Genomic DNA, 17,706 nt, shown 5'->3' with positions numbered 1-17,706 from the left:
ACCCAGGCTACAATATAAATGGAACGGCAAGAGAGAAGAGTTTATGTGCTATACTGATTATCATATAAATGCATAGGATAAATAATGCCTTTTTTTCAGCATGAACAAAGCAGCACTGATTTAGCTTCTTATTTATACTCAAAAATCATGTCAGCCGAAAAGACGGCATCAGTAGCCATAGAACATATAACAGCCCAACAGCAACGCTTGTTCAATTTTTTAACGCGCCTGTTTAGGAAAAAACAAACCGATCAGGATACTTTAAAACAACAACTAATGGAGGCTGCTCTAGCCTTTGGCCTTCAGCAGATTCAGGAAGCATTAAATATTGCCCGAAATCAGCATGGTCATAGTCTGCTTACCCAGGCATTGCTAAATCAGGACTTTGAACTGGCAGATCAGTTAACAAAACTTGGCGCAACGGCAGGCCCGATAGAAAAAGCAGCCTTTGAATTAGCACTGGACAGTGATGCTGCAAAGCGAACTGGTTTTACTGCTACCCAAAAACCAACTCTGCATCCGGTTAAACATTTTGGTTTATCGTTGGGAATAGTAATGACCAGTAAAGATGGTACCTTCTCACAATTTGGCCATATCGGACCAACTTACCAAATGATGGCCGATGCCGTTGGCGCTTATGCCAAAAACTCAGCCAACGCCGATTTTCAGCAAATCGCTGAGGCATTTGATTTTGCTAATCAGGCAGCAAAATTTTCCAACAGCACGGCTCTTGGAATACCTGAAGCCGGTGAAGCGCTAGTGAGCCGCGTTCAGGAAGGTAAAATCACAACTATTCCAATCAGTGTTGCTGGTCATGCTATGGGTTTATCCATAATTCCTGATGGAGCAGAGTCTAAAACAGGTTATCTGGTTTTGACCGATCGCGGCATTACTAAAAAATCTGGTGAAGAAGGCACCCAGATTTTTCGGGTTGATTTGGATAAAATTAATTCGACCTTTATTAATACAGTATTAAATGGCCATGCTAAAGGGATACCCTATGCCACCGTAATCAGCGAGGTACGTAAAATAACCGATGAAAAACCGCCGATACAGACTATCAGGCAGAAAAACCAAAAATGCGATAACTGTACCATAGCTAACACCCGCTCCAATATTCATGGTATTCAGCTCTGTCAAAAAGCTATAGCTTGCGGCGGATTTGATAAGCTTGGGAAGCAGGATTTGGAAACAACCCATGTTGAATATAAGAAATTCACTAACCAGATGCGAGTAAGTAAAGTCCATGAACTGGTAAAAGCGCATCAACAAAACCCAACCGATCCTGATTTAACCAATTTGGCACACGAATATCTCAGAAAACATCCTTCGGCAGATGTTAACATAAGAGGTCCGCTTGAAAAAATGTTGGGAACATATATGCGTCAGGAATCCGAGCCTTCATCTGCTAACAGTATTTCAAAAGGAATGTAGGTTGGGCCGTTTTGACCCAACAAAAAATGCCGCATTAATACAACATGGGGTCAAATCCCAACACTACCCGACCTTGGCAGCCAGATGTTTAATATTCGGATCTTTGGAATAAGCGTTCAAGATATCAGCGACCAATTGATCAATCACACTAGACGCAGCGTCATCTTCAATTAATCCCATCTCGGTTTTCATTGCCACTAAACGCTCTTCCACTTCCTTGGCAACAGAACCGTTGGGGAATAAATTTGCTAGTACCCGCCTTGCTTCTGCGGGCCCGAGATAGCGGTAAAGTTTATTCCGTACAGCGGTATCTTCAGCCGTTGTACTGAATGCCCATAACTCAATCGGTCCTAATGTTAGTGTCAGCAGCTGAACGTTCAAGCCATTCTTGGTAGCGTATTGAGCCAGGAAAGTCGCACCTCCCTGGCGGGGACCATGTACTCGGGTTCGCAAAGCAATTTTTGCGGTATTCGATAATCCGAAGATCTTGGTCGTTTTTTCAATCGCTTGTGCTGGACCCGCATCCATAATGTAGATTGAGGTACCGAAATCAATCATGACTGAATCGAAATCATCAACTGATTGCGAAAGCAGTGCAATCTGAACTTTCCATTTACGTCCTTCCCGCATATCGATAATAACCTGATCACGTACTGCGGAAGATTTTGAAGTACGGTGGAATTCGTCATATACAATACGCTTGGGATCTTCACGAATTTCCAGGATCCGCTGTTTATGGTATTCACGGTATTGTTCTGGAATATTTCCCATACTCTCTTCGGTCAAATAATAATGACGCGCCAATACATAGCGGGCCAACATATACATTACTGATGTCTGGCGATCGGCGGCATCTCCGCCGCTCTTGGCTACTTCGTCCAGATCCAGTGATACGATTCTGGCATCACCAATATCAAAACTGGTTATCCGCGATAAAATCGGGTATTCACGAACTGCCCCTGAAATCATCCTGGAAAATGAATTGATTAATGACTCGCCAGTCGGTGCTGTAACTCGTTCATACAAATCCTCGATGGAAGAACTACGGCAAATTGACGCAGCATCAGCCAGCAACGGCATGGCATAACGCTGGGCAAGCATTGCCTCATGAGTAAAACCAGCTGCAAATAATGCGTCAGTAACCTCCCACCAGGTCGATTTGGAGTCACGTACAAAACCAATTTCTTCCAAAATACCATCAATAAACTCTTCGACCCCTTGTGCATATGGGGTGGGATTAAACTCATCCGCCAGCGCTTTATAGAGCTCATCAACAACCATCCCCGCCAAATCAGCCATTCCATCATAGGGCTTTGGAGAGCCGAGAGGCGTTGTTAACAGAGTCAGGAAATTCACCAGGAAAGAGCGCTCAGCTGCAGTCGGATAACGGCAACCCAATTGCGTATCAAAAGGATTAATCGAATATTCAGGGGTCATCCGCAAACGATGATAAGCCACCAGGTGACGACGTGATGCGGGCAGCGCTTCTTTCAGCAGTGAAATCAAACCGCTACTGGAAGGCCCAATATCAATAATTGCAATTCGCGGCAAACGGGTAATCCCCCCGGACAGGCAAAGCGCTAAATTCAATGCATTCGACAATACCGATTTACCCGATCCAGGGCGTGCATACACCAAATCAATCCAGGTTGTCTGTTGGCTTGAGCCTGGTTGGTAAGGCCATGGTTTACCATCGGGCGAACGAAATAATAATGCACCTGTTTTCCATGGCGAAGCCGGTCTGGTAATCGGCAACATGGTAACAACATCAGTCAAGGGCGCAATAGAAGCAACAGCGGCACTGTTTAAGGTTGTACCTAACATGCTTGATACAAACCCGGCAAACGGATCCCCGCATACCTCGGAAACGTCAGTCGAACCCCAGCCCTGAATAGCTTTTACCAGCTCTGAACTACGGCGCCGCAAGAGTGCAATATCGCCTTCAGGCGCCCAGGTCGATGCAACAACCCTTAACCGTACAACCGGATCGTCAGTATTAAGCTGAATATATTTAAGCAGGTTAACCGAGTCGCTGATCAAGCGATTTTGCGCCGATGAGAAACTCAGGATTGAAGCCAGTAGCCCTTTGAATTTGATCGTCTCCAAACCTTCACTTTCAATTAAAAAAGAAATCCGCCAGGGAACATGAGAAGGTAATATCCTGGCAAATAAACTTAAAAATGGTCTGACATCTTTTGGAAACAAGTCAATAAAGGCACTTGAATAAATTTTATTACCAACCCGAACGGTTCTTAAATCGATAACTTCAGCATCCCGCGGAATAATCTGTTTAGCAAGCGATGGCCATAATAAATCGGAGGCATCTCCTTCAAAGCTATTGATTTCACGCGAATAAAGCCTGTCGCCAGGCAGTGAAGGCTCCCAGTCATCTGCAGTAAAGTCCGGATCGCCAGTCATTCGAACCGCATAAATCGCCTTATGAACTTCCAGCAAGGAAGCCAGGACATTCAACGAACTTAAATCATTTAAAACTGCGCGGACATATGCGTCATGGGTATCACGAATTTCAGGAATTGCAGAATAAATAGTTTGTGTATTTTTAAAAGCCGGAGCTTTTTTATCTCTTAATATTTTCAGCTTGGATTTATTAGCTGCTTTCAATTGATCGGTTGTCAGATTAAAGGGCCGGGTATATAAAACGAAAAAAACTCTTTCCTCGGCACAGTATTGGGATAAATAAGCTACTCGCTCGTGGAATAAATCATCCAGATCAAGTTCAAGCCTTTTAGCCGTATTTTCTGCAGGCTCATAAATATCTCTGATAATTTTTCTGATGTTTTGTTTATCGTGACTGAAAAAAACCTGTAAGGCATGGCCCGGCCGGCTCATTGCAGCCTGGAGAGAATTGGTCAGCCCTTCAACAAGTCGTTCAAATTCCTCTGTTCCCGCTAACGCGGTAACGCCTTCAATCTGGATGACTGAAAGCAATGAACCGTCGTGATTAACCAGGACGGTTGGACTATCAGCCGTTTCAAGATCACAATATGATTCTGTTGTCTGCTTAAGAGATGTACTAAGCCAAGCAAAAAAAGTATCTACACCTTCAAAAAAAGAATCAGCCCAATTAGCCATGTTATATCCCTACTCCAAGCAATTTTATCAGGGGAATTGAATTAACCATTAATTGCTATCTGCGATTTCTTCAAGGGCGCTAGCAGCCCATTGTTCAATTTGTTTACGGAATTTAGCTCTCGAAGGCAAGAGTCTGACATTTTTAAAAAGTTTTTCAAGTGTTTCAGGAGATGCTGCATTCGAATCAATAATTAATTGTCCAAAAATTGCGGGGTCGCTGGTACCTTCTCCAAATTTTTCTTCAACTATTTGCGAACGAAATTTAAAACTGCGATAGATATTCTGCGCACTGCTTTTATAACCGGTATCATTAGTAATTGCACAAAATAAAACATGGCACAAACTGTTAAGTTCGGCCTGAGTTAGCTCAGGTAAATAAATAAGAGTTCCGCCACCGTATCCGCCAACGCCTACCGATTCAACAAAAAAGCATTGAGCGCAAAAACAGCATGCGGTTACCAGATTGGATAACTGGTTATTGGTATAATTACCATCAAGATTAATGACTTCCTGGAAAAGACGAGCCTGAAAACCACAAAACTGACAGGTATATCGGTCACGGCGAAAAACTTTTACTTCAAAAGCCTTAAAACGCTCATCTGCTTTTCTGGCAGAATAAAGCCTCCACGCTCCTGGGCTGGCAACAAGCTTAAGATTTTTGCTTTCCTGGGTACCAACCATTTACTTTACTCTCATCGTTAACGCACTGTTAAAAGGCTGATAATAGCCTCTCAACAGTGCCAGACAATTTAATTAACTTATGCCCCGGAATAGGTTATACCAGATGGGCCTGCAGTTTGACCGCCAGAGCTACCAAACATTGTATATCCAGCAACGCTCAGAATAGAAGGCAGGAATAATAATGCTGCAGCGATCAGAATCAGAGCAATTGGAGTACCTATTGGGATTTGGGTTGGATTATCTTTGTGTTGCTTGAATTTCATAATAGCACCAATTGAAAATCCAAGACCCGCAATATATGAACCGCCAGTGATCAGTTTGCCTATAGCATCGAAAGTGTCAGTAACGTTTGATGCCATGGTGCCGAGCGTAATATTATTGCCGCCGCCTCCGCCGCCACCATGTTTGGCAGCCAGTACTTCTGTAACAACCATCATAAGTCCAACACATATAATGGAAGCAATTATTCGCATATACTTAGTAGCGGAATTATTATTCACACCAATTCTCCTATTTTTAGTTTGTACCATACAAAGTATTATTAATTATTTGTAACGTAAGAACAATATTAATTGCAAGTATCCCTCCAAAAATATGCATAAGTCCTTTACCAGTTCCGCCAGGTTGCTGGCCTTGACCCGCCCCTTTTGCAATTAGTACCCATCCTCGCACAAACGCAATTAAACCGATGGTTTGAATAATTCGCGTCAGTGATTGGCCAACCAGGCTACCGCTGCCAAAGAGCGAACTGATTGCCTGATTAGAACTGTCCACAGGTGCATATTGCAGTATGTTGGATGAACCAAAAGTGGTCGCCAGCATTGCGTCAAGCCCTGAGGGAAAATATATAAAAATCGCAGCAACAAACATATGAAGCAAAGGCTCTTTAATATTGGTCTGCGAAGACATCATTGTTTTCGATTCGCCGTAAGACTTCAGGGTAAAAATTGCTTTAAATGCAAACGCCAGACCGATGATATAGGCAGCGCCTGTAATTAGCCGCTGCACCGGTACCATATTGCTTGCCAGATTGGCAAGGATGTCAGCCTGACCGCTTACCCATGAAGACAAAGAACTGCTGTCTGCCATAATAACATGCCTCAACTATCCTGTTGACTGAACCGAATGACTTGTCCTGAGCTTGTTAATACACGTCCCTGATTAGGATCAATCAACTTTACAATACCATATCCTGCAATACTACTTCCTTCTCTAACGGTAATTGTAGACCCATTTGATGCAATTAACCACGCTCTACCGGGGATAATTGCCTGGATATAATATACCGCTCTTGCTGCAGCAACAGGGCGTTTTACATAGTGGGTTTTTGGTCGGACTTTGGGTTTAGTCAGCGCAGCTATCTGATTTGATTGCTGATCCAGTTTTGCTGACAGGCTTTCAATAACCTGATTAAGCTGATTTATTTTGCTGGTTAAATCACTCAGATTCGAATTAATACCATTAATTTGTCCATTAACACTGGTTAATTCTGAACGTACGTTTTCCTGACTCAACTCCATAGCTGCCAGCTTCTGCTCTTGCTGTGAAGGCGCTGCGGGTTCAGGTGCGGTTGCCGCTGGCTGCGGCGGCGTAACCACGGGAACCGGAGCTTGCTGCATTATAGGCTTGGTTGCTACCGGTGGGGGAGGCACGGTAGTTTCTGCAGTCTGGTGCCTGGCTGCAAAGAAAACCGATGCAAACTTGTATATCAGCATAGCAAGAATAAAAATCCCCACCGCAATTAAAGCATTACGTTTTACGTTTGTGTTTTCCATTGCAGCATGCTTCGCAGCTGGAGCCTTGGAATAATTTTCCTCATCATTCATTGAATCAGTGCTAATCATATCCAGATCAGCAAATTCATATTCCTCATTATTTTGATCGTTATCAGCCATGTCCTGCCTGCCAAGTTATATGTTAAAGGGAGGTTAAATCTTGAGTAAACAATACTCCAATGCCTGTACCGGAATAAACCTCAACGGTTATCGGGCGGTTAAATTGCTGTTGTGCCGCTTGCCCCCATGCCTGACCAAGATTGGAAAGACCAATTACAGCATTTTGCAATATCGAACGATTAATACCGTTTTGTACACTGACATAATCGCCACCTCCTGGTCCGCCAATACTTACCGTAGTATCAGCTGACTGGAACGCATTACCGAATCCTTCCAGGAAGGAAGAGGCGAATAAAGATCCATATCGCAACAGATAGTGGTGATCTGTTTTGCTTGATAATGCGGTTCGTGCTGTATTGGGATCAATGGCATAAGCGCTGATTGATGTCGACCCAGCTGCACCGGGAACAGAGAGTGTATTGAAATTTATCACCATTTTTTCGCCATTATTCGGCAAGTTGAAACTGCCAATCAGTTTCGCGCCTTTCAGCTTACCGCTGACTATGGTTGCCAGGATGGGGCCTGGTTCGTCGCTATTAACAGACGTATCTATTACCGCAAACAGAACATCGCCTGTTTTGATCAATGCCTGCTGTCCTGGTTGAGAAACATTGGCTGCTGCATTAGGTTGCGATTGATTCGCGGCTTGTCCACCGCTCGTCATAGTGGCTTCTGTAGCGGTGACCTCAGTTTTATGCGCAGCAACATATGTCTGTGTGCTAACTGACTCCCACCTCTGTATTGAGTGGTTAGCAAGCGACTGCATTTCAGATGCCCGTTGCTGAATTTTCTGCTGATAACGTTGATCAGCATATTGTTGATTCTGCCTTTTTAAAATTGCCTGCAATTGCTGAGCATTCCTTGATTCAGGCGTGGCAGCAGGAGCCGCTGTTTCATTAATCAATGCAGGCATAGTTGAAACCTGGTCAGGCTGCTGTGCAGGCGGAAGAGTCAAACCGGCTACTTGCGTGCTGGTCAGACCAGCGGCGTTAAGATCATCCGCTGTGTAACCGGCTTTTTGAAGATCGTCTACTGGAAAGCCAGCATCGGCCAGTTCCTTCGCTGTAAACCCTGCCGCTCTCAGCTCAGCAGCTGTAAAACCTGCTGCTTTCAAATCAGCGGCGCCGAATCCCAGATCTTTAAGCTCTTTCGCTGTGAAACCCGCGTCTTTTAGCTGTCTGGCGGTAAAACCGGCTGCTTTTAATTCTGCACCAGTAAAACCAGCAGCCTTGAGTTCAGCTGCGGTAAAACCGGCAGCCTTGAGTTCAGCTGCAGTAAAACCTGCCGCTTTCAACGCGTCAGCACTGCATCCAACTGTCTTTCTGATAGTAGCTGCAGATACACCTTTCAGGCGTGCAGCAGTCAAAGTATTAACATCACAACTTACCAGGCGGCTTGCAGCAATATCTGCTGGATTGCAACCAGCGTATTGGGCTATAAGCTTGGCGCTTACCCCTGCTATTCGCTCGTTTCTCAGGCTGTCAGCGCTACAACCGGCAGCTTTCACGTCTTCCGGCGTCATACCCGCTGGCAACGAAGCTTCTGCCGCTGCGACCTCGGCCGGTGAATATCCCGCTTTTAATAAGTCATCAGGCGTAAATCCGGCATCCAATAATTCCTTGGCAGTATAGCCTGCCTGCCGTAATTGCTCTGGTGTAAAACCGGCATTTTTCAGATCAGCCGCTGTAAAGCCGGCATTTTTCAAATCAAGTGCATTATAACCCGCTGCTTTTAATTGCGTTGCACTGCAACCATTAATCCGTCTTATGGCTGAAGCGGTAACACCTGCTTTATGTAATCGCTCCAACGCCTCTACCTGGCAACCAGCCTTCCGAATATCATCGGCGGTAATGCCTGCAGGCAAACCGCTGGCCTGAGCTATATCACGCTCGCCATAACCTGCTCCTTTTAACTCATCATCGTTAAAGCCACCGTCTTTCATTTCCTGCGCACTAAAACCCGCTCCGCGCAACTCACAGGCGCTGAAACCGCAAATATTCAGTTGTCCGGTAGTAAAACCGACTTGTTTTAAATCCGTTGCGTTATATCCCGCTGATTTCAGTTCTGTACAAGAACAAATCTTTTGTAAATCTTTTATTTTGTAACCATTCGCTTTAAGTTCAACACACGTACAAGCCTGTTTAAGCTCAGCCAGTTCTGCACCCAGACCCACTGCTTTCTGAACCGACGCGGCGCTACAGTCCGCATTTTTAACCTCATCAAGCCAAAGTTCTTTTGGTTTGCCATTTGCCTGGTTACCCAATGCCTGAAAACCGAGTCCGCCCTGGCCTCCTTGCGGGACCCCGACAATACCGACTCCCGCACCCAGCTTTTGGGAACGAATAATTGTTGGAATAGCGCTGTGGCCCGTTTTTAATGCGGCCTTTGCCTCATCCACATTCTGTGTTTCCTGCAATTTGGCATATTCTGCTGTCGGATCAAGAGCGCCAGGGATAGACTGAATGCTCGGTGCATTGCTTACACCAGAGCTCAGTTCTTTACCTCCGTTTACTGAAGAAAAGAAACGGCTAAATCCGACAACAATTGCAATGACCAGCAAGATGCCGGTAAAGATAATAATTACCCGGGAGCGGGTATTGGTAAATAATGCTTTGAGGTTCTCTTTTCTTCCAGCCATTTGTTTATAACCCTTCTACCTTAAGCTGCATGACTTTACCATGCCAGGACACCAGTAATACTGGCGATTTCTGCATTTCATACGCGTGCATTCCGTCCGCGCTGGTCATAGTACCAATCCAACCCGGCGACAAGATCGTCAGATTGGTTCTGACGTACATTTTTTCGTTAAGCAACCATGCCCGTGCATCACCGCCGCTAACGGTCAAACGCTGGCTGCCTGGAGGCGGCACGCCATCAAGCACTTGCAATAGTAAATCATTGGCGCTTTGAGGCAGGCCTTCACTCATAGGCACATCTTTTGCCATAGGGCCATAACCTTGAATTCGCAAATCTACGCGGTAATCAACGGCCTTCTGCCCAGGAATAAGAGTCAGCATAACAGGCGTATTCAAACCTTTCAGACGTATAGCGAGATTGCCATAATTATAAAGTTTCTGCGCCTGAATCATAATGGTATTGCTTGTTTTATCCCACTGAATGTTAAAGGCAGACGGATCACCAAGATCATAAGCACTTATTGGCCAAGGTGCGCCAGTTGAATCCAGAAATACCAGGGAAGAAACAAATCCTTGGGCTAATCTTATTACAGGCGGTGTGGAACCAGGCGACAAATTAACCATTTGCGATGTCGCAGTTGGTTTTGGCGGTGTACCTGCGGTAGCCGCCTGGGCAAATTCACCAGCCTGATACATTTGTTTTAATCTTAATATCTGTTCTGGCGTCAATGGAAACAATTTGCGGCTTACGTTTTCAAACGCAGTCTGATCAATTATTTCCTCATCATCCGGCGTAGGTACATCATCTTTTTTAGCCTCAGAAGCTCCCCCGCCAACCGGTGGTTTATTAAAAGAAACGGTTGGCGTAGGTTTCGATGCAGACTTCGGCGCTGCTTGTTCCTGTTGCTGCGGCGGCATAGGCATTGTGCCATTGGCAGCCTCATTTTGTGTTTGCAAACGTTGTTGCAATAAACGTAACTGCTGTAAAGCCTGTTGTGCAGAATCCGTTTGGGTCTGATCTGCGGCCCATAACTCTGCAGCCGGCATAGAATTAAGAGCCAGCGAGGTTATCAAGCCTATCACAGACTTTGCCAATATCTTTTTATTCATCATTAACCTACTCCGCCGCTAGCTGGGCCAACTACAAATTGGGCAATACCTATTCCTCTCGGTGAATTAAGTGTTGATACCCGGGTGATTAACATGGTAACCACATTATTTTGTTGTGAGAATTCGCTGGCACTCTGATACGTTACTAAAATCGGCATCTGAACACGCCAGGAGTACCGTCCATTAAGCATCCCCTTCTGCAAAATAATAGGCGCCCTGGTAGCCACGGCAGATACAATCAGTTTTTTAGCTTTAACCGCATCAAGGTTATTCGATTGCTGTAAAGCAGTTAAAAACTGTTGCCAACCCTGTGCGGTAAAAAAGGCTGATGAAGCCTGTAGTTCATCACGATAATTAACAAAGTTATAGGTAAATGCTGCGATAGCTGCCTGATTTGCCCATTGCAGGATTGCCGAGTCTGACTGATTGGGCTCATTTAATGGATAAAGAGGTGTAATGCGGCCATTAATGCTCGTTGCAAAATATTTGGGAGCAGGCGGATGCGATAATACATAAAACAATACCAATCCCATGACAAGATTAACCACAAGGGATACAAGTAATCCAACCACAATTTTCCGCTGGCCATCACGGTAAAATTCATTTCGTAGTACTACGGCACTTAACGCATCTTCAGCCATATTATCCTCTTTTATTGCGGTACAGTTTTAACATCATCATCCTTAGGAATATCAGGCGGCAGCAGGGCTTGAGCTGACTCATTAGCCTGCAGCATCGCTCTTAGCTTTACAGGGGCAGTAATGCCGTTTGAAGCATAATAGGTGCGTTCAGGCATAGTAGAGTGAAAATAGATAATCAGCAATAACAGCACACAGTTTGTTATCACTGAAATCATTAATAAATTAATAGCACTCCTGTATGTCTTTACATAAAACGATTTGGAGAGCTTTATCCGCTCCCAGGCGCCTCGACTCATTTATACCACCTATACAATCGCATCCCGGAATGTTATCTCAATACGAGAATTTATTTCACGATCCCCACCAGAAACATTTGCAGAAATCGGCTTATCACTTCCTGCTCCTTCCGTAAAGATAAAGCGGCTATCTATACCTTGTGACCATAAATAATCAGACACAGCCCTGGCCCGAGCCAAAGTTAACGCCTGCTCTCTCTTTGAAGAAACATATTTGCTACTGTAGGCAGTAACATTAACGCCCACTTTTCTAAATTGCTGCATAAATTCGGCTACCTGATTCAACACAGCAAAAGATTGCCAGGTCAAACGAGGAGATTGATCAGCAAACAGTGCAGCTGAAGGAATACTGATCAGATAATCCTGCCCGATTGTTATAACTTTAACTCCGCATTTACTAAAAGCGGCTTGCATAGCAATCACTTTTTTATCTGAACTGCCGGCAACGCGGCTCGGCAGCCTGAAATTCTCTTCTTCAGCGGGCACATAACTGGGACCCTGACAGCCTGTTAACAGCAGCAAAAGCAATAATGTCGCAGGCCATGTTGAAAGTCTTTGCATAGCAGCACGTGAATAGCTCACTTAAATTCTCTTCCAAATTTACCGGGTAATTTTATTAGTTCAAATAAAACATACAAATCATTATCTTACAAGCGGTTCTCGTAAAATTATTGCGGTAATTTTTTTAGCTGGATAATAAATGATCTTGATGGTGTAAAAAAACTGTTAATTTGAGAGATGAAAATTAATAAGGTATTGTTGTGTTGAGTGTTGGGCTTTGCAGCCCAACCAACGTTTATGACTCTTCCGTTGCTGCATTTTCTTCTGCTTTTTGTCTTTCGATAATAATACGCTCGCATAGACCATTGGCAATGTCAGCCAAATCTTCACCGCTGACGTAATCTCTTTCCAGCGGCGGATAACTGGTCGCTGTTTGAAAGTCTTTAATCAGTTCATTGGCAACTGTACCCGAGTACTTATCTTTTGCACCGCTTGCGCGTTCAATAGTGGTTAACAGGTTGCGGGTTTCATTCATAAGTAACAAGGGCTGTGAAAACGAATCGACATCTTTCACGAGCAATGGCAAAGAGTTGAAACTGCGGCGCAGCTTGCTGAAAATTGTTAATACGCCGTCTTCCTCTTCTTCAACCAGCTCCTCTAGTGGTGGCGGTTCATTATGACCATGGAATGCGAGCAATGCAGCAACTCCACGTTCAATAGGCTCACTGATTTCGCTCTCATGAAGTACTCTGGTAATCAGTGAAATTTCTTCGCTTTCAGCATGAGCATCAATGCTTAGATTACCGCTCGCCAGTATTTTCTGAAAGCCTGCCATTTGCTTTTGCAGTTTAACCAGAAAATCATCCGATGGCGGTTCAACCTTAAGAAATTGATTAACTTTCAGTCGTTTAACCGGTTTCGGGTTGGCATAAAACATCCTTGCACGCACAATTTTTGATTTGAAGAAGATATGCGCCTCACCCTCTGTCTGATCTTTCAGGTCAAGCAAATCAACGCGTGCCCGTTTTTCAAATGATGAACTTTTTGTATCCAGATAACTGTTCACCATGCTGTTATCTTTAGTCTGGAATGAATCAACCTTGGTCACATAGGCTTCGCCGGCTGTTTTGGTGAAGAAATCCCAGGTTTCAATCGGATCTTCAAGTTTCATACAGATCTTGATGTTAGTATTCGCACCAATAGAAGCAGCTTCTTCTTTGGACGCCTTTTGGAACGCAGGTAAATCCTGTCCGGCGAAGATAGCGCAAAATCCTAACGAACGCGCCTGTGCCGGTACGACTGCAAACCCTTGTACAGCATAATAGCCATACTCATCCAGTACACAGATAAACGGTGTCGGTGAATTGGTTGGCTTACGCTCGATGACGTCGCGGTAATCCCCTTCCACGTCCTCACCAAGACCTGCGGCCATCATCGCTTTGAGCGAAGAAACAATAACTTTTCCAAGATTTGATAATTCATCCGGTGATTTTTCAAGTGCGGGCAGTAGTACAACTAACACACGTCGATTCAAAATCACATCTTTAAAATCGACTTCGGCCAGATTGGTTCGAATAATATGACCATAGGTGTCCGCAAGCGATGAAAACGTACGGACTAACTGCATGGTGATAAAACCATGCTGCTCCAGAACCTGTGAAACCTGTTTCCCTTTTTTCTCTTTGTTGTAACCTGGCAGGTTAAATACATAGTTCCGCAACGGATCGGTAACCAGCTTTGGAACTGATTCAATATTAATTGCTTCCTGATCCTCTCTCGGAAACACTTTATCAAGGACAATGGATTCGAGTTTGTTTAAATCAAAATAATTACGAATCGTATTTGCATCCAGCAGGAGCGCACCATCGTCACGCATGTATACCAGCAGACGCATTAAAGCTTCCACGAAGCTGATAGCACGGCCCTTCCACATATCGCCATCGCCGCCTGACTGGTTTGATGAGCCCATCAAACTTACCACTAACTGGGTTAACATACTTGATGAACCCTGACAAAATGGATTCAGGGTATTAGACAGACGTTTTTCCTGAGGACCAATAATATCCCGCGCACCAGTCATAAAGTTAATTAATAACAGGTCATCTTCCCGCCCCATGCTTCTGACTATACTGAAGATTTTTGCAAACAGCGCATTATCGCCTTTTCCATCGACATAAATAAAACCACTTGCCTGTACCAAGGCATTATAGGCCAGTGAAACCAGCGTTTCGGTTTTACCGCTACCGGTTGATCCAAAAATTAAAGCGTGGGTACGTAAGTCTTCATTGGCAAACCATAATTCTTCGCCACTTTTGCGATCGTTACCAAAAAAAGCGATGCCTCGTGCTATATTTGGCGTTTGAATACCCGGTTTTAAATCATTGTAATCTTTTACTCTGGCAATCTTAGGCAACCGGAAAGGGAGCTTCTGTTTACGTGTGTAACTGTAAAGAAAAAAGGGCATGGCGAGCAGCAGAATCAATGCACTGACTTCTGAAACATAAAAAGCCATTCCTGCTAATGAAAACAAAACAATTGAAACGTTAGTCGGATCCGAGAAAAAATCAGCCATGCGCTGCCCAACAGTGCGAGTATCCCGCAATAGCATTGTTGGATCAATTTCATGCCGGCCTTCAATACCTCGCATCATGGCTTTAACTCCTGCAACTCTTTTTGAGACAGTTTCACTTCTTTCACCGCAATTTCCAATGCCTTGATGGCTTCGTCAATCATCGGAACCAGGGATTTTCTTCCCATAGCTTTTTCAGCAATCCAATGCGCAAAGGGACCGCCTACCTCAGCATAAGGTGTTTGCCTGCCTATACTGTTAAGCATATACCATAATCTGCGATCGAGCGGTTTTAACCATAAAAACTCAGAACTGGCAACTACTCCATCCTGGCGCGCAGCAAGCAATAAAGAGGCCATGACGGTGAGCACATAGGCATGTCTGGAAGTAATTTCCTGCACATTCTCCATATTCTGGTACTTTTGTAATACAGGCCGTGCAACAGAGAAATCCGGTTTGCCTGTGACGTAAGTTCTATCCAGTGTTTCCAAAATCATGGTTGCCGCATTACGGTCACGGTTCAGACGCGCCATAAAAACAGCAGCCAGGGCGTATGCCTGTGGTGAACAACGCTCAAATCCTTCCCAATAAGGACCTAACTGCAAGGTAAAAATACGTTTGGCATCGCCTTTACGGATACCAGCGGTCATTTCCATTCCTGGCAAAGGGTTATCCAGAATCGCATCTTCCTTTTTGAGCAAATGGTATTTTCTGGCAAACTCAATCGGCGTTAACCCCATAGCCCAAGGTCCCTGGCTAATATCCTGGCTGACAATATCTTCTTTGACAACCGGCATAATCGCAGGCCAGTTAAATTGCTCCTGCGCTTTTAATGTCTGCATATTATGCGCTCGACGAAATTTAAGCACCACATTGGATTTATAGAGGAAAAATGCCAAACCGATCAAAATAGCTGTGATAGGATAGCGTACATAATCACCTACGCCAGCACTCAAAAACAACAACTGATTCCAGGAAACCGAATTTGGATCAATGGTTTCCATAATATAAATTTGTTTTTGTAAAATAGGATTATCTACAAAAAGATTAATAAATTTAGCCTGCCAGACATTTATTTTAAATACAAATGCAACAATATGCTGATGCCCTGTTTTCCAGATAACAAAACATATAAGCCCAATAAGGACCATAATCCATACTGGAGCCATTGAATTATCATTGTTTCCACTACCACCACCACCCTGCTGCGGTTGTTGAGCCATAAGAGAACTATTTACCTAAGTAATTTGTAATATAAGTATATAGCGAATTTAGCAGTATTTGCGAGAGCCCAGGCAAGTATTTTACCCGTCCTGCTGTTCCTGGTTCTTGATCAAGCGGCCTTTTTCATATTTATAAGTGCCGCTATAATGGACAAAACGGGTGATATTCTCAAGATTAAGCGACTTGTCTTTCAGAGTCATTAATGGTTTGCCAAACTTGTCTACAGCAATTTTTTCCTGGGGAACAACGAGGATATCATCTTTGTTTACATAAACTGCAAGGTAGGCCTCATTCAATTTATTGTCTTTAGAGCGTATCAGAGATTTTATATGCTCTTCATTGGCATAAATTGGCCGTGTAATTAAAAAACGCTGCAGGTTGGCAATTATTCGCTCCCATGCCGGAATATTGTTCCCTTCAGATGAATAAACACTGATAAACACTTCCTGTTGTGCTTCGAGATTGGCAAAGCGCTTCGCTTGCTTTGCCTGCTCAATATTATCATGAGCCTCCAGCTGGCTTGCAAAATTGTCTCTGATCTCGCGCAGATTTTTACCGATTATCCGTAAAAAATTAGACTGCTCCCATGGTCCTGCAGCCAATGCTTCATCAAAAGCATCGAGCACTGCTTGCGCCTGTTGTGGAGTCAGTTCATCTTTCATAGAGTTTTATTTTTTTAGAATTTGATAATGCTAGTATAACAGGTATTCAGTAACAATGCTGAATACCTGTATTTTTTTATGACATTTTGGGTGTTACTGCAGGTGTATCATTCGGATCCTGGTCATCAGGACGTTTGGTAGCCTGCTTCAGAGTTTCAGCAGTTAAACCAAAGGTAGTTTGTGATGTTTTTTGAGCAGCGGCAGTTGGTGTAACTGTCGTAAGCAAACTATTACCTAGTTGTTGCAATACTTCTTTGCAACGCTTTCCATCCTCGGTTTCACCGCGCACAGCAGCTACTTTGCTCAAATTAGCAATATAGGATTCTACTTTGGAAATCATCAGGTGAACCTGACTTACGGTTGGCTTAAGTGCTACATCAACCGCTTTCACTGCATGGCCAAAAAGTCCGGTCATATTATAACTCCAAACAGCTATTAAAAATTCATAATAGGATATCAGTATTTTGCTTAAGAGAATCTTAAGAAAACCTGTTTTTATAAAATATTTCTTTGTGCCTGGGCAATTTTTATATTACGTGCAGGTTGGGCTGTAAAGCCCAACATTTGATCTCTGATTAAACACTGTTGTTGGGCTTTACAGCCCAACCTACACGTAGTACAAAAATGTCCTGTGCAAACAAAATACTTAATACATCATTCTATATTCAAATAGTAGACCTTTATATAGGTTTTGCAAAATTTAATTTGTGAGCAATGTGTGTTTTAATGGATCTTCAGGTAGCCTGGGTGGAACGAAGTGCAACCCGGGTTGGGGAGTTATTTATGAGCGCTTATGTTGGGTCAAACGACCCAACCTACTGTTTGGGTGTTTTGGATTTGATTTTTGGGTTTGATTGATAACGGAGTGTTGGGCTTTATAGCCCAACCTACGTTTTTAATAAAGCCCTGGCGATGACCTACTTTCACATGGGGAAACCCCACACTATCATCGGCGCTGGTCCGT

At 43.9% G+C, this 17,706-nt stretch carries 15 protein-coding genes; 1 reads left to right on the top strand and 14 read right to left on the bottom strand.

Annotated elements, in window-relative coordinates; genetic code table 11:
- Positions 1 to 84 precede the first annotated feature (84 nt).
- On the top strand, positions 85 to 1,434 hold the full coding sequence (ankD, locus tag ACFORL_RS05365; RefSeq protein WP_382341851.1) for a Dot/Icm T4SS effector AnkD/LegA15: 1,350 nt from the start codon (positions 85 to 87) through the stop codon (positions 1,432 to 1,434).
- 63 nt (positions 1,435 to 1,497) lie between these two features.
- On the opposite strand, the gene ACFORL_RS05360 is transcribed toward ankD, so the two are convergent.
- The 14 genes from ACFORL_RS05360 to ACFORL_RS05295 all read right to left on the bottom strand — a co-directional run bounded on the left by ACFORL_RS05360 (position 1,498) and on the right by ACFORL_RS05295 (position 17,157).
- The gene (locus tag ACFORL_RS05360; RefSeq protein WP_382341849.1) at positions 1,498 to 4,527 is read right to left on the bottom strand and encodes a type IV secretion protein IcmB; all 3,030 of its coding nucleotides are present in this window, start codon (positions 4,525 to 4,527) and stop codon (positions 1,498 to 1,500) included.
- Positions 4,528 to 4,575: 48 nt separating this feature from the next.
- Positions 4,576 to 5,208 carry a type IVB secretion system protein IcmJDotN gene (icmJ, locus tag ACFORL_RS05355; RefSeq protein WP_382341848.1) on the bottom strand — a complete coding sequence of 211 codons (633 nt, stop codon included), beginning with the start codon at positions 5,206 to 5,208 and terminating at the stop codon, positions 4,576 to 4,578.
- Positions 5,209 to 5,285: 77 nt separating this feature from the next.
- Positions 5,286 to 5,738 (bottom strand): type IV secretion protein IcmD, encoded by a 453-nt coding sequence (locus tag ACFORL_RS05350; protein ID WP_382341846.1) that lies wholly within the window; start codon positions 5,736 to 5,738, stop codon positions 5,286 to 5,288.
- Entirely contained in the window at positions 5,725 to 6,297 is a 573-nt protein-coding gene (locus tag ACFORL_RS05345) for a type IV secretion protein IcmC (protein ID WP_382341844.1), read from the bottom strand. The genes ACFORL_RS05350 and ACFORL_RS05345 overlap by 14 nt, the downstream gene beginning before the upstream one ends.
- Before the next feature lie 11 nt (positions 6,298 to 6,308).
- Entirely contained in the window at positions 6,309 to 7,103 is a 795-nt protein-coding gene (icmG, locus tag ACFORL_RS05340; RefSeq protein WP_382341842.1) for a type IVB secretion system protein IcmG/DotF, read from the bottom strand.
- A gap of 22 nt (positions 7,104 to 7,125) precedes the next feature.
- Positions 7,126 to 9,741, bottom strand: coding sequence for a type IVB secretion system protein DotG/IcmE (dotG, locus tag ACFORL_RS05335; RefSeq protein WP_382341840.1), 2,616 nt, complete (start codon positions 9,739 to 9,741; stop codon positions 7,126 to 7,128).
- Positions 9,742 to 9,745: 4 nt separating this feature from the next.
- A complete protein-coding gene (locus ACFORL_RS05330) occupies positions 9,746 to 10,849 on the bottom strand; it encodes a DotH/IcmK family type IV secretion protein (protein WP_382341975.1) in 1,104 nt (367 codons plus the stop codon).
- A gap of 2 nt (positions 10,850 to 10,851) precedes the next feature.
- Positions 10,852 to 11,490, bottom strand: a complete 639-nt coding sequence (locus tag ACFORL_RS05325) for a type IVB secretion system apparatus protein IcmL/DotI (protein WP_382341838.1) — start codon at positions 11,488 to 11,490, stop codon at positions 10,852 to 10,854.
- Positions 11,491 to 11,501: 11 nt separating this feature from the next.
- The gene (icmM, locus tag ACFORL_RS05320) at positions 11,502 to 11,786 is read right to left on the bottom strand and encodes a type IVB secretion system protein IcmM/DotJ (protein ID WP_382341836.1); all 285 of its coding nucleotides are present in this window, start codon (positions 11,784 to 11,786) and stop codon (positions 11,502 to 11,504) included.
- 9 nt (positions 11,787 to 11,795) lie between these two features.
- Complete coding sequence (icmN, locus tag ACFORL_RS05315) at positions 11,796 to 12,347, bottom strand: type IVB secretion system protein IcmN/DotK (RefSeq protein WP_382341973.1); 552 nt, start codon at positions 12,345 to 12,347, stop codon at positions 11,796 to 11,798.
- Between the two features lie 235 nt (positions 12,348 to 12,582).
- Entirely contained in the window at positions 12,583 to 14,937 is a 2,355-nt protein-coding gene (locus ACFORL_RS05310; RefSeq protein ID WP_382341833.1) for a TraM recognition domain-containing protein, read from the bottom strand.
- On the bottom strand, positions 14,934 to 16,079 hold the full coding sequence (icmP, locus tag ACFORL_RS05305; protein WP_382341830.1) for a type IVB secretion system coupling complex protein DotM/IcmP: 1,146 nt from the start codon (positions 16,077 to 16,079) through the stop codon (positions 14,934 to 14,936). The genes ACFORL_RS05310 and icmP overlap by 4 nt, the downstream gene beginning before the upstream one ends.
- A gap of 81 nt (positions 16,080 to 16,160) precedes the next feature.
- Complete coding sequence (gene icmQ, locus ACFORL_RS05300) at positions 16,161 to 16,742, bottom strand: Dot/Icm secretion system protein IcmQ (RefSeq protein ID WP_382341828.1); 582 nt, start codon at positions 16,740 to 16,742, stop codon at positions 16,161 to 16,163.
- Between the two features lie 76 nt (positions 16,743 to 16,818).
- Positions 16,819 to 17,157: a hypothetical protein gene (locus tag ACFORL_RS05295; protein ID WP_382341826.1), complete on the bottom strand. Its 339-nt coding sequence runs from the start codon at positions 17,155 to 17,157 to the stop codon at positions 16,819 to 16,821.
- Between the last annotated feature and the right edge of the window lie 549 nt (positions 17,158 to 17,706).

It is taken from the genome of Legionella dresdenensis (assembly GCF_042649825.1).
In the GTDB taxonomy this organism is placed as follows: Bacteria; Pseudomonadota; Gammaproteobacteria; order Legionellales; family Legionellaceae; genus Legionella_C; species Legionella_C dresdenensis.
Note: the sequence above shows the minus strand (reverse complement) of the source record. Positions and strands in the feature narration are given on the sequence as shown.

What these genes read in the sequence shown, in the direction of transcription:
- icmQ (WP_382341828.1), bottom strand. Translation starts at nt 16,742, where the DNA reads ATGAAAGATGAACTGACTCCACAACAGGCGCAAGCAGTGCTCGATGCT.
- icmM (WP_382341836.1), bottom strand. Translation starts at nt 11,786, where the DNA reads ATGAGTCGAGGCGCCTGGGAGCGGATAAAGCTCTCCAAATCGTTTTAT.
- dotG (WP_382341840.1), bottom strand. Translation starts at nt 9,741, where the DNA reads ATGGCTGGAAGAAAAGAGAACCTCAAAGCATTATTTACCAATACCCGC.
- ACFORL_RS05360 (WP_382341849.1), bottom strand. Translation starts at nt 4,527, where the DNA reads ATGGCTAATTGGGCTGATTCTTTTTTTGAAGGTGTAGATACTTTTTTT.
- icmP (WP_382341830.1), bottom strand. Translation starts at nt 16,079, where the DNA reads ATGGCTCAACAACCGCAGCAGGGTGGTGGTGGTAGTGGAAACAATGAT.
- ACFORL_RS05330 (WP_382341975.1), bottom strand. Translation starts at nt 10,849, where the DNA reads ATGAATAAAAAGATATTGGCAAAGTCTGTGATAGGCTTGATAACCTCG.
- ACFORL_RS05295 (WP_382341826.1), bottom strand. Translation starts at nt 17,157, where the DNA reads ATGACCGGACTTTTTGGCCATGCAGTGAAAGCGGTTGATGTAGCACTT.
- icmN (WP_382341973.1), bottom strand. Translation starts at nt 12,347, where the DNA reads ATGCAAAGACTTTCAACATGGCCTGCGACATTATTGCTTTTGCTGCTG.
- ACFORL_RS05350 (WP_382341846.1), bottom strand. Translation starts at nt 5,738, where the DNA reads ATGGTACAAACTAAAAATAGGAGAATTGGTGTGAATAATAATTCCGCT.
- ACFORL_RS05345 (WP_382341844.1), bottom strand. Translation starts at nt 6,297, where the DNA reads ATGGCAGACAGCAGTTCTTTGTCTTCATGGGTAAGCGGTCAGGCTGAC.
- ACFORL_RS05325 (WP_382341838.1), bottom strand. Translation starts at nt 11,490, where the DNA reads ATGGCTGAAGATGCGTTAAGTGCCGTAGTACTACGAAATGAATTTTAC.
- icmJ (WP_382341848.1), bottom strand. Translation starts at nt 5,208, where the DNA reads ATGGTTGGTACCCAGGAAAGCAAAAATCTTAAGCTTGTTGCCAGCCCA.
- ankD (WP_382341851.1), top strand. Translation starts at nt 85, where the DNA reads ATGCCTTTTTTTCAGCATGAACAAAGCAGCACTGATTTAGCTTCTTAT.
- icmG (WP_382341842.1), bottom strand. Translation starts at nt 7,103, where the DNA reads ATGGCTGATAACGATCAAAATAATGAGGAATATGAATTTGCTGATCTG.
- ACFORL_RS05310 (WP_382341833.1), bottom strand. Translation starts at nt 14,937, where the DNA reads ATGATGCGAGGTATTGAAGGCCGGCATGAAATTGATCCAACAATGCTA.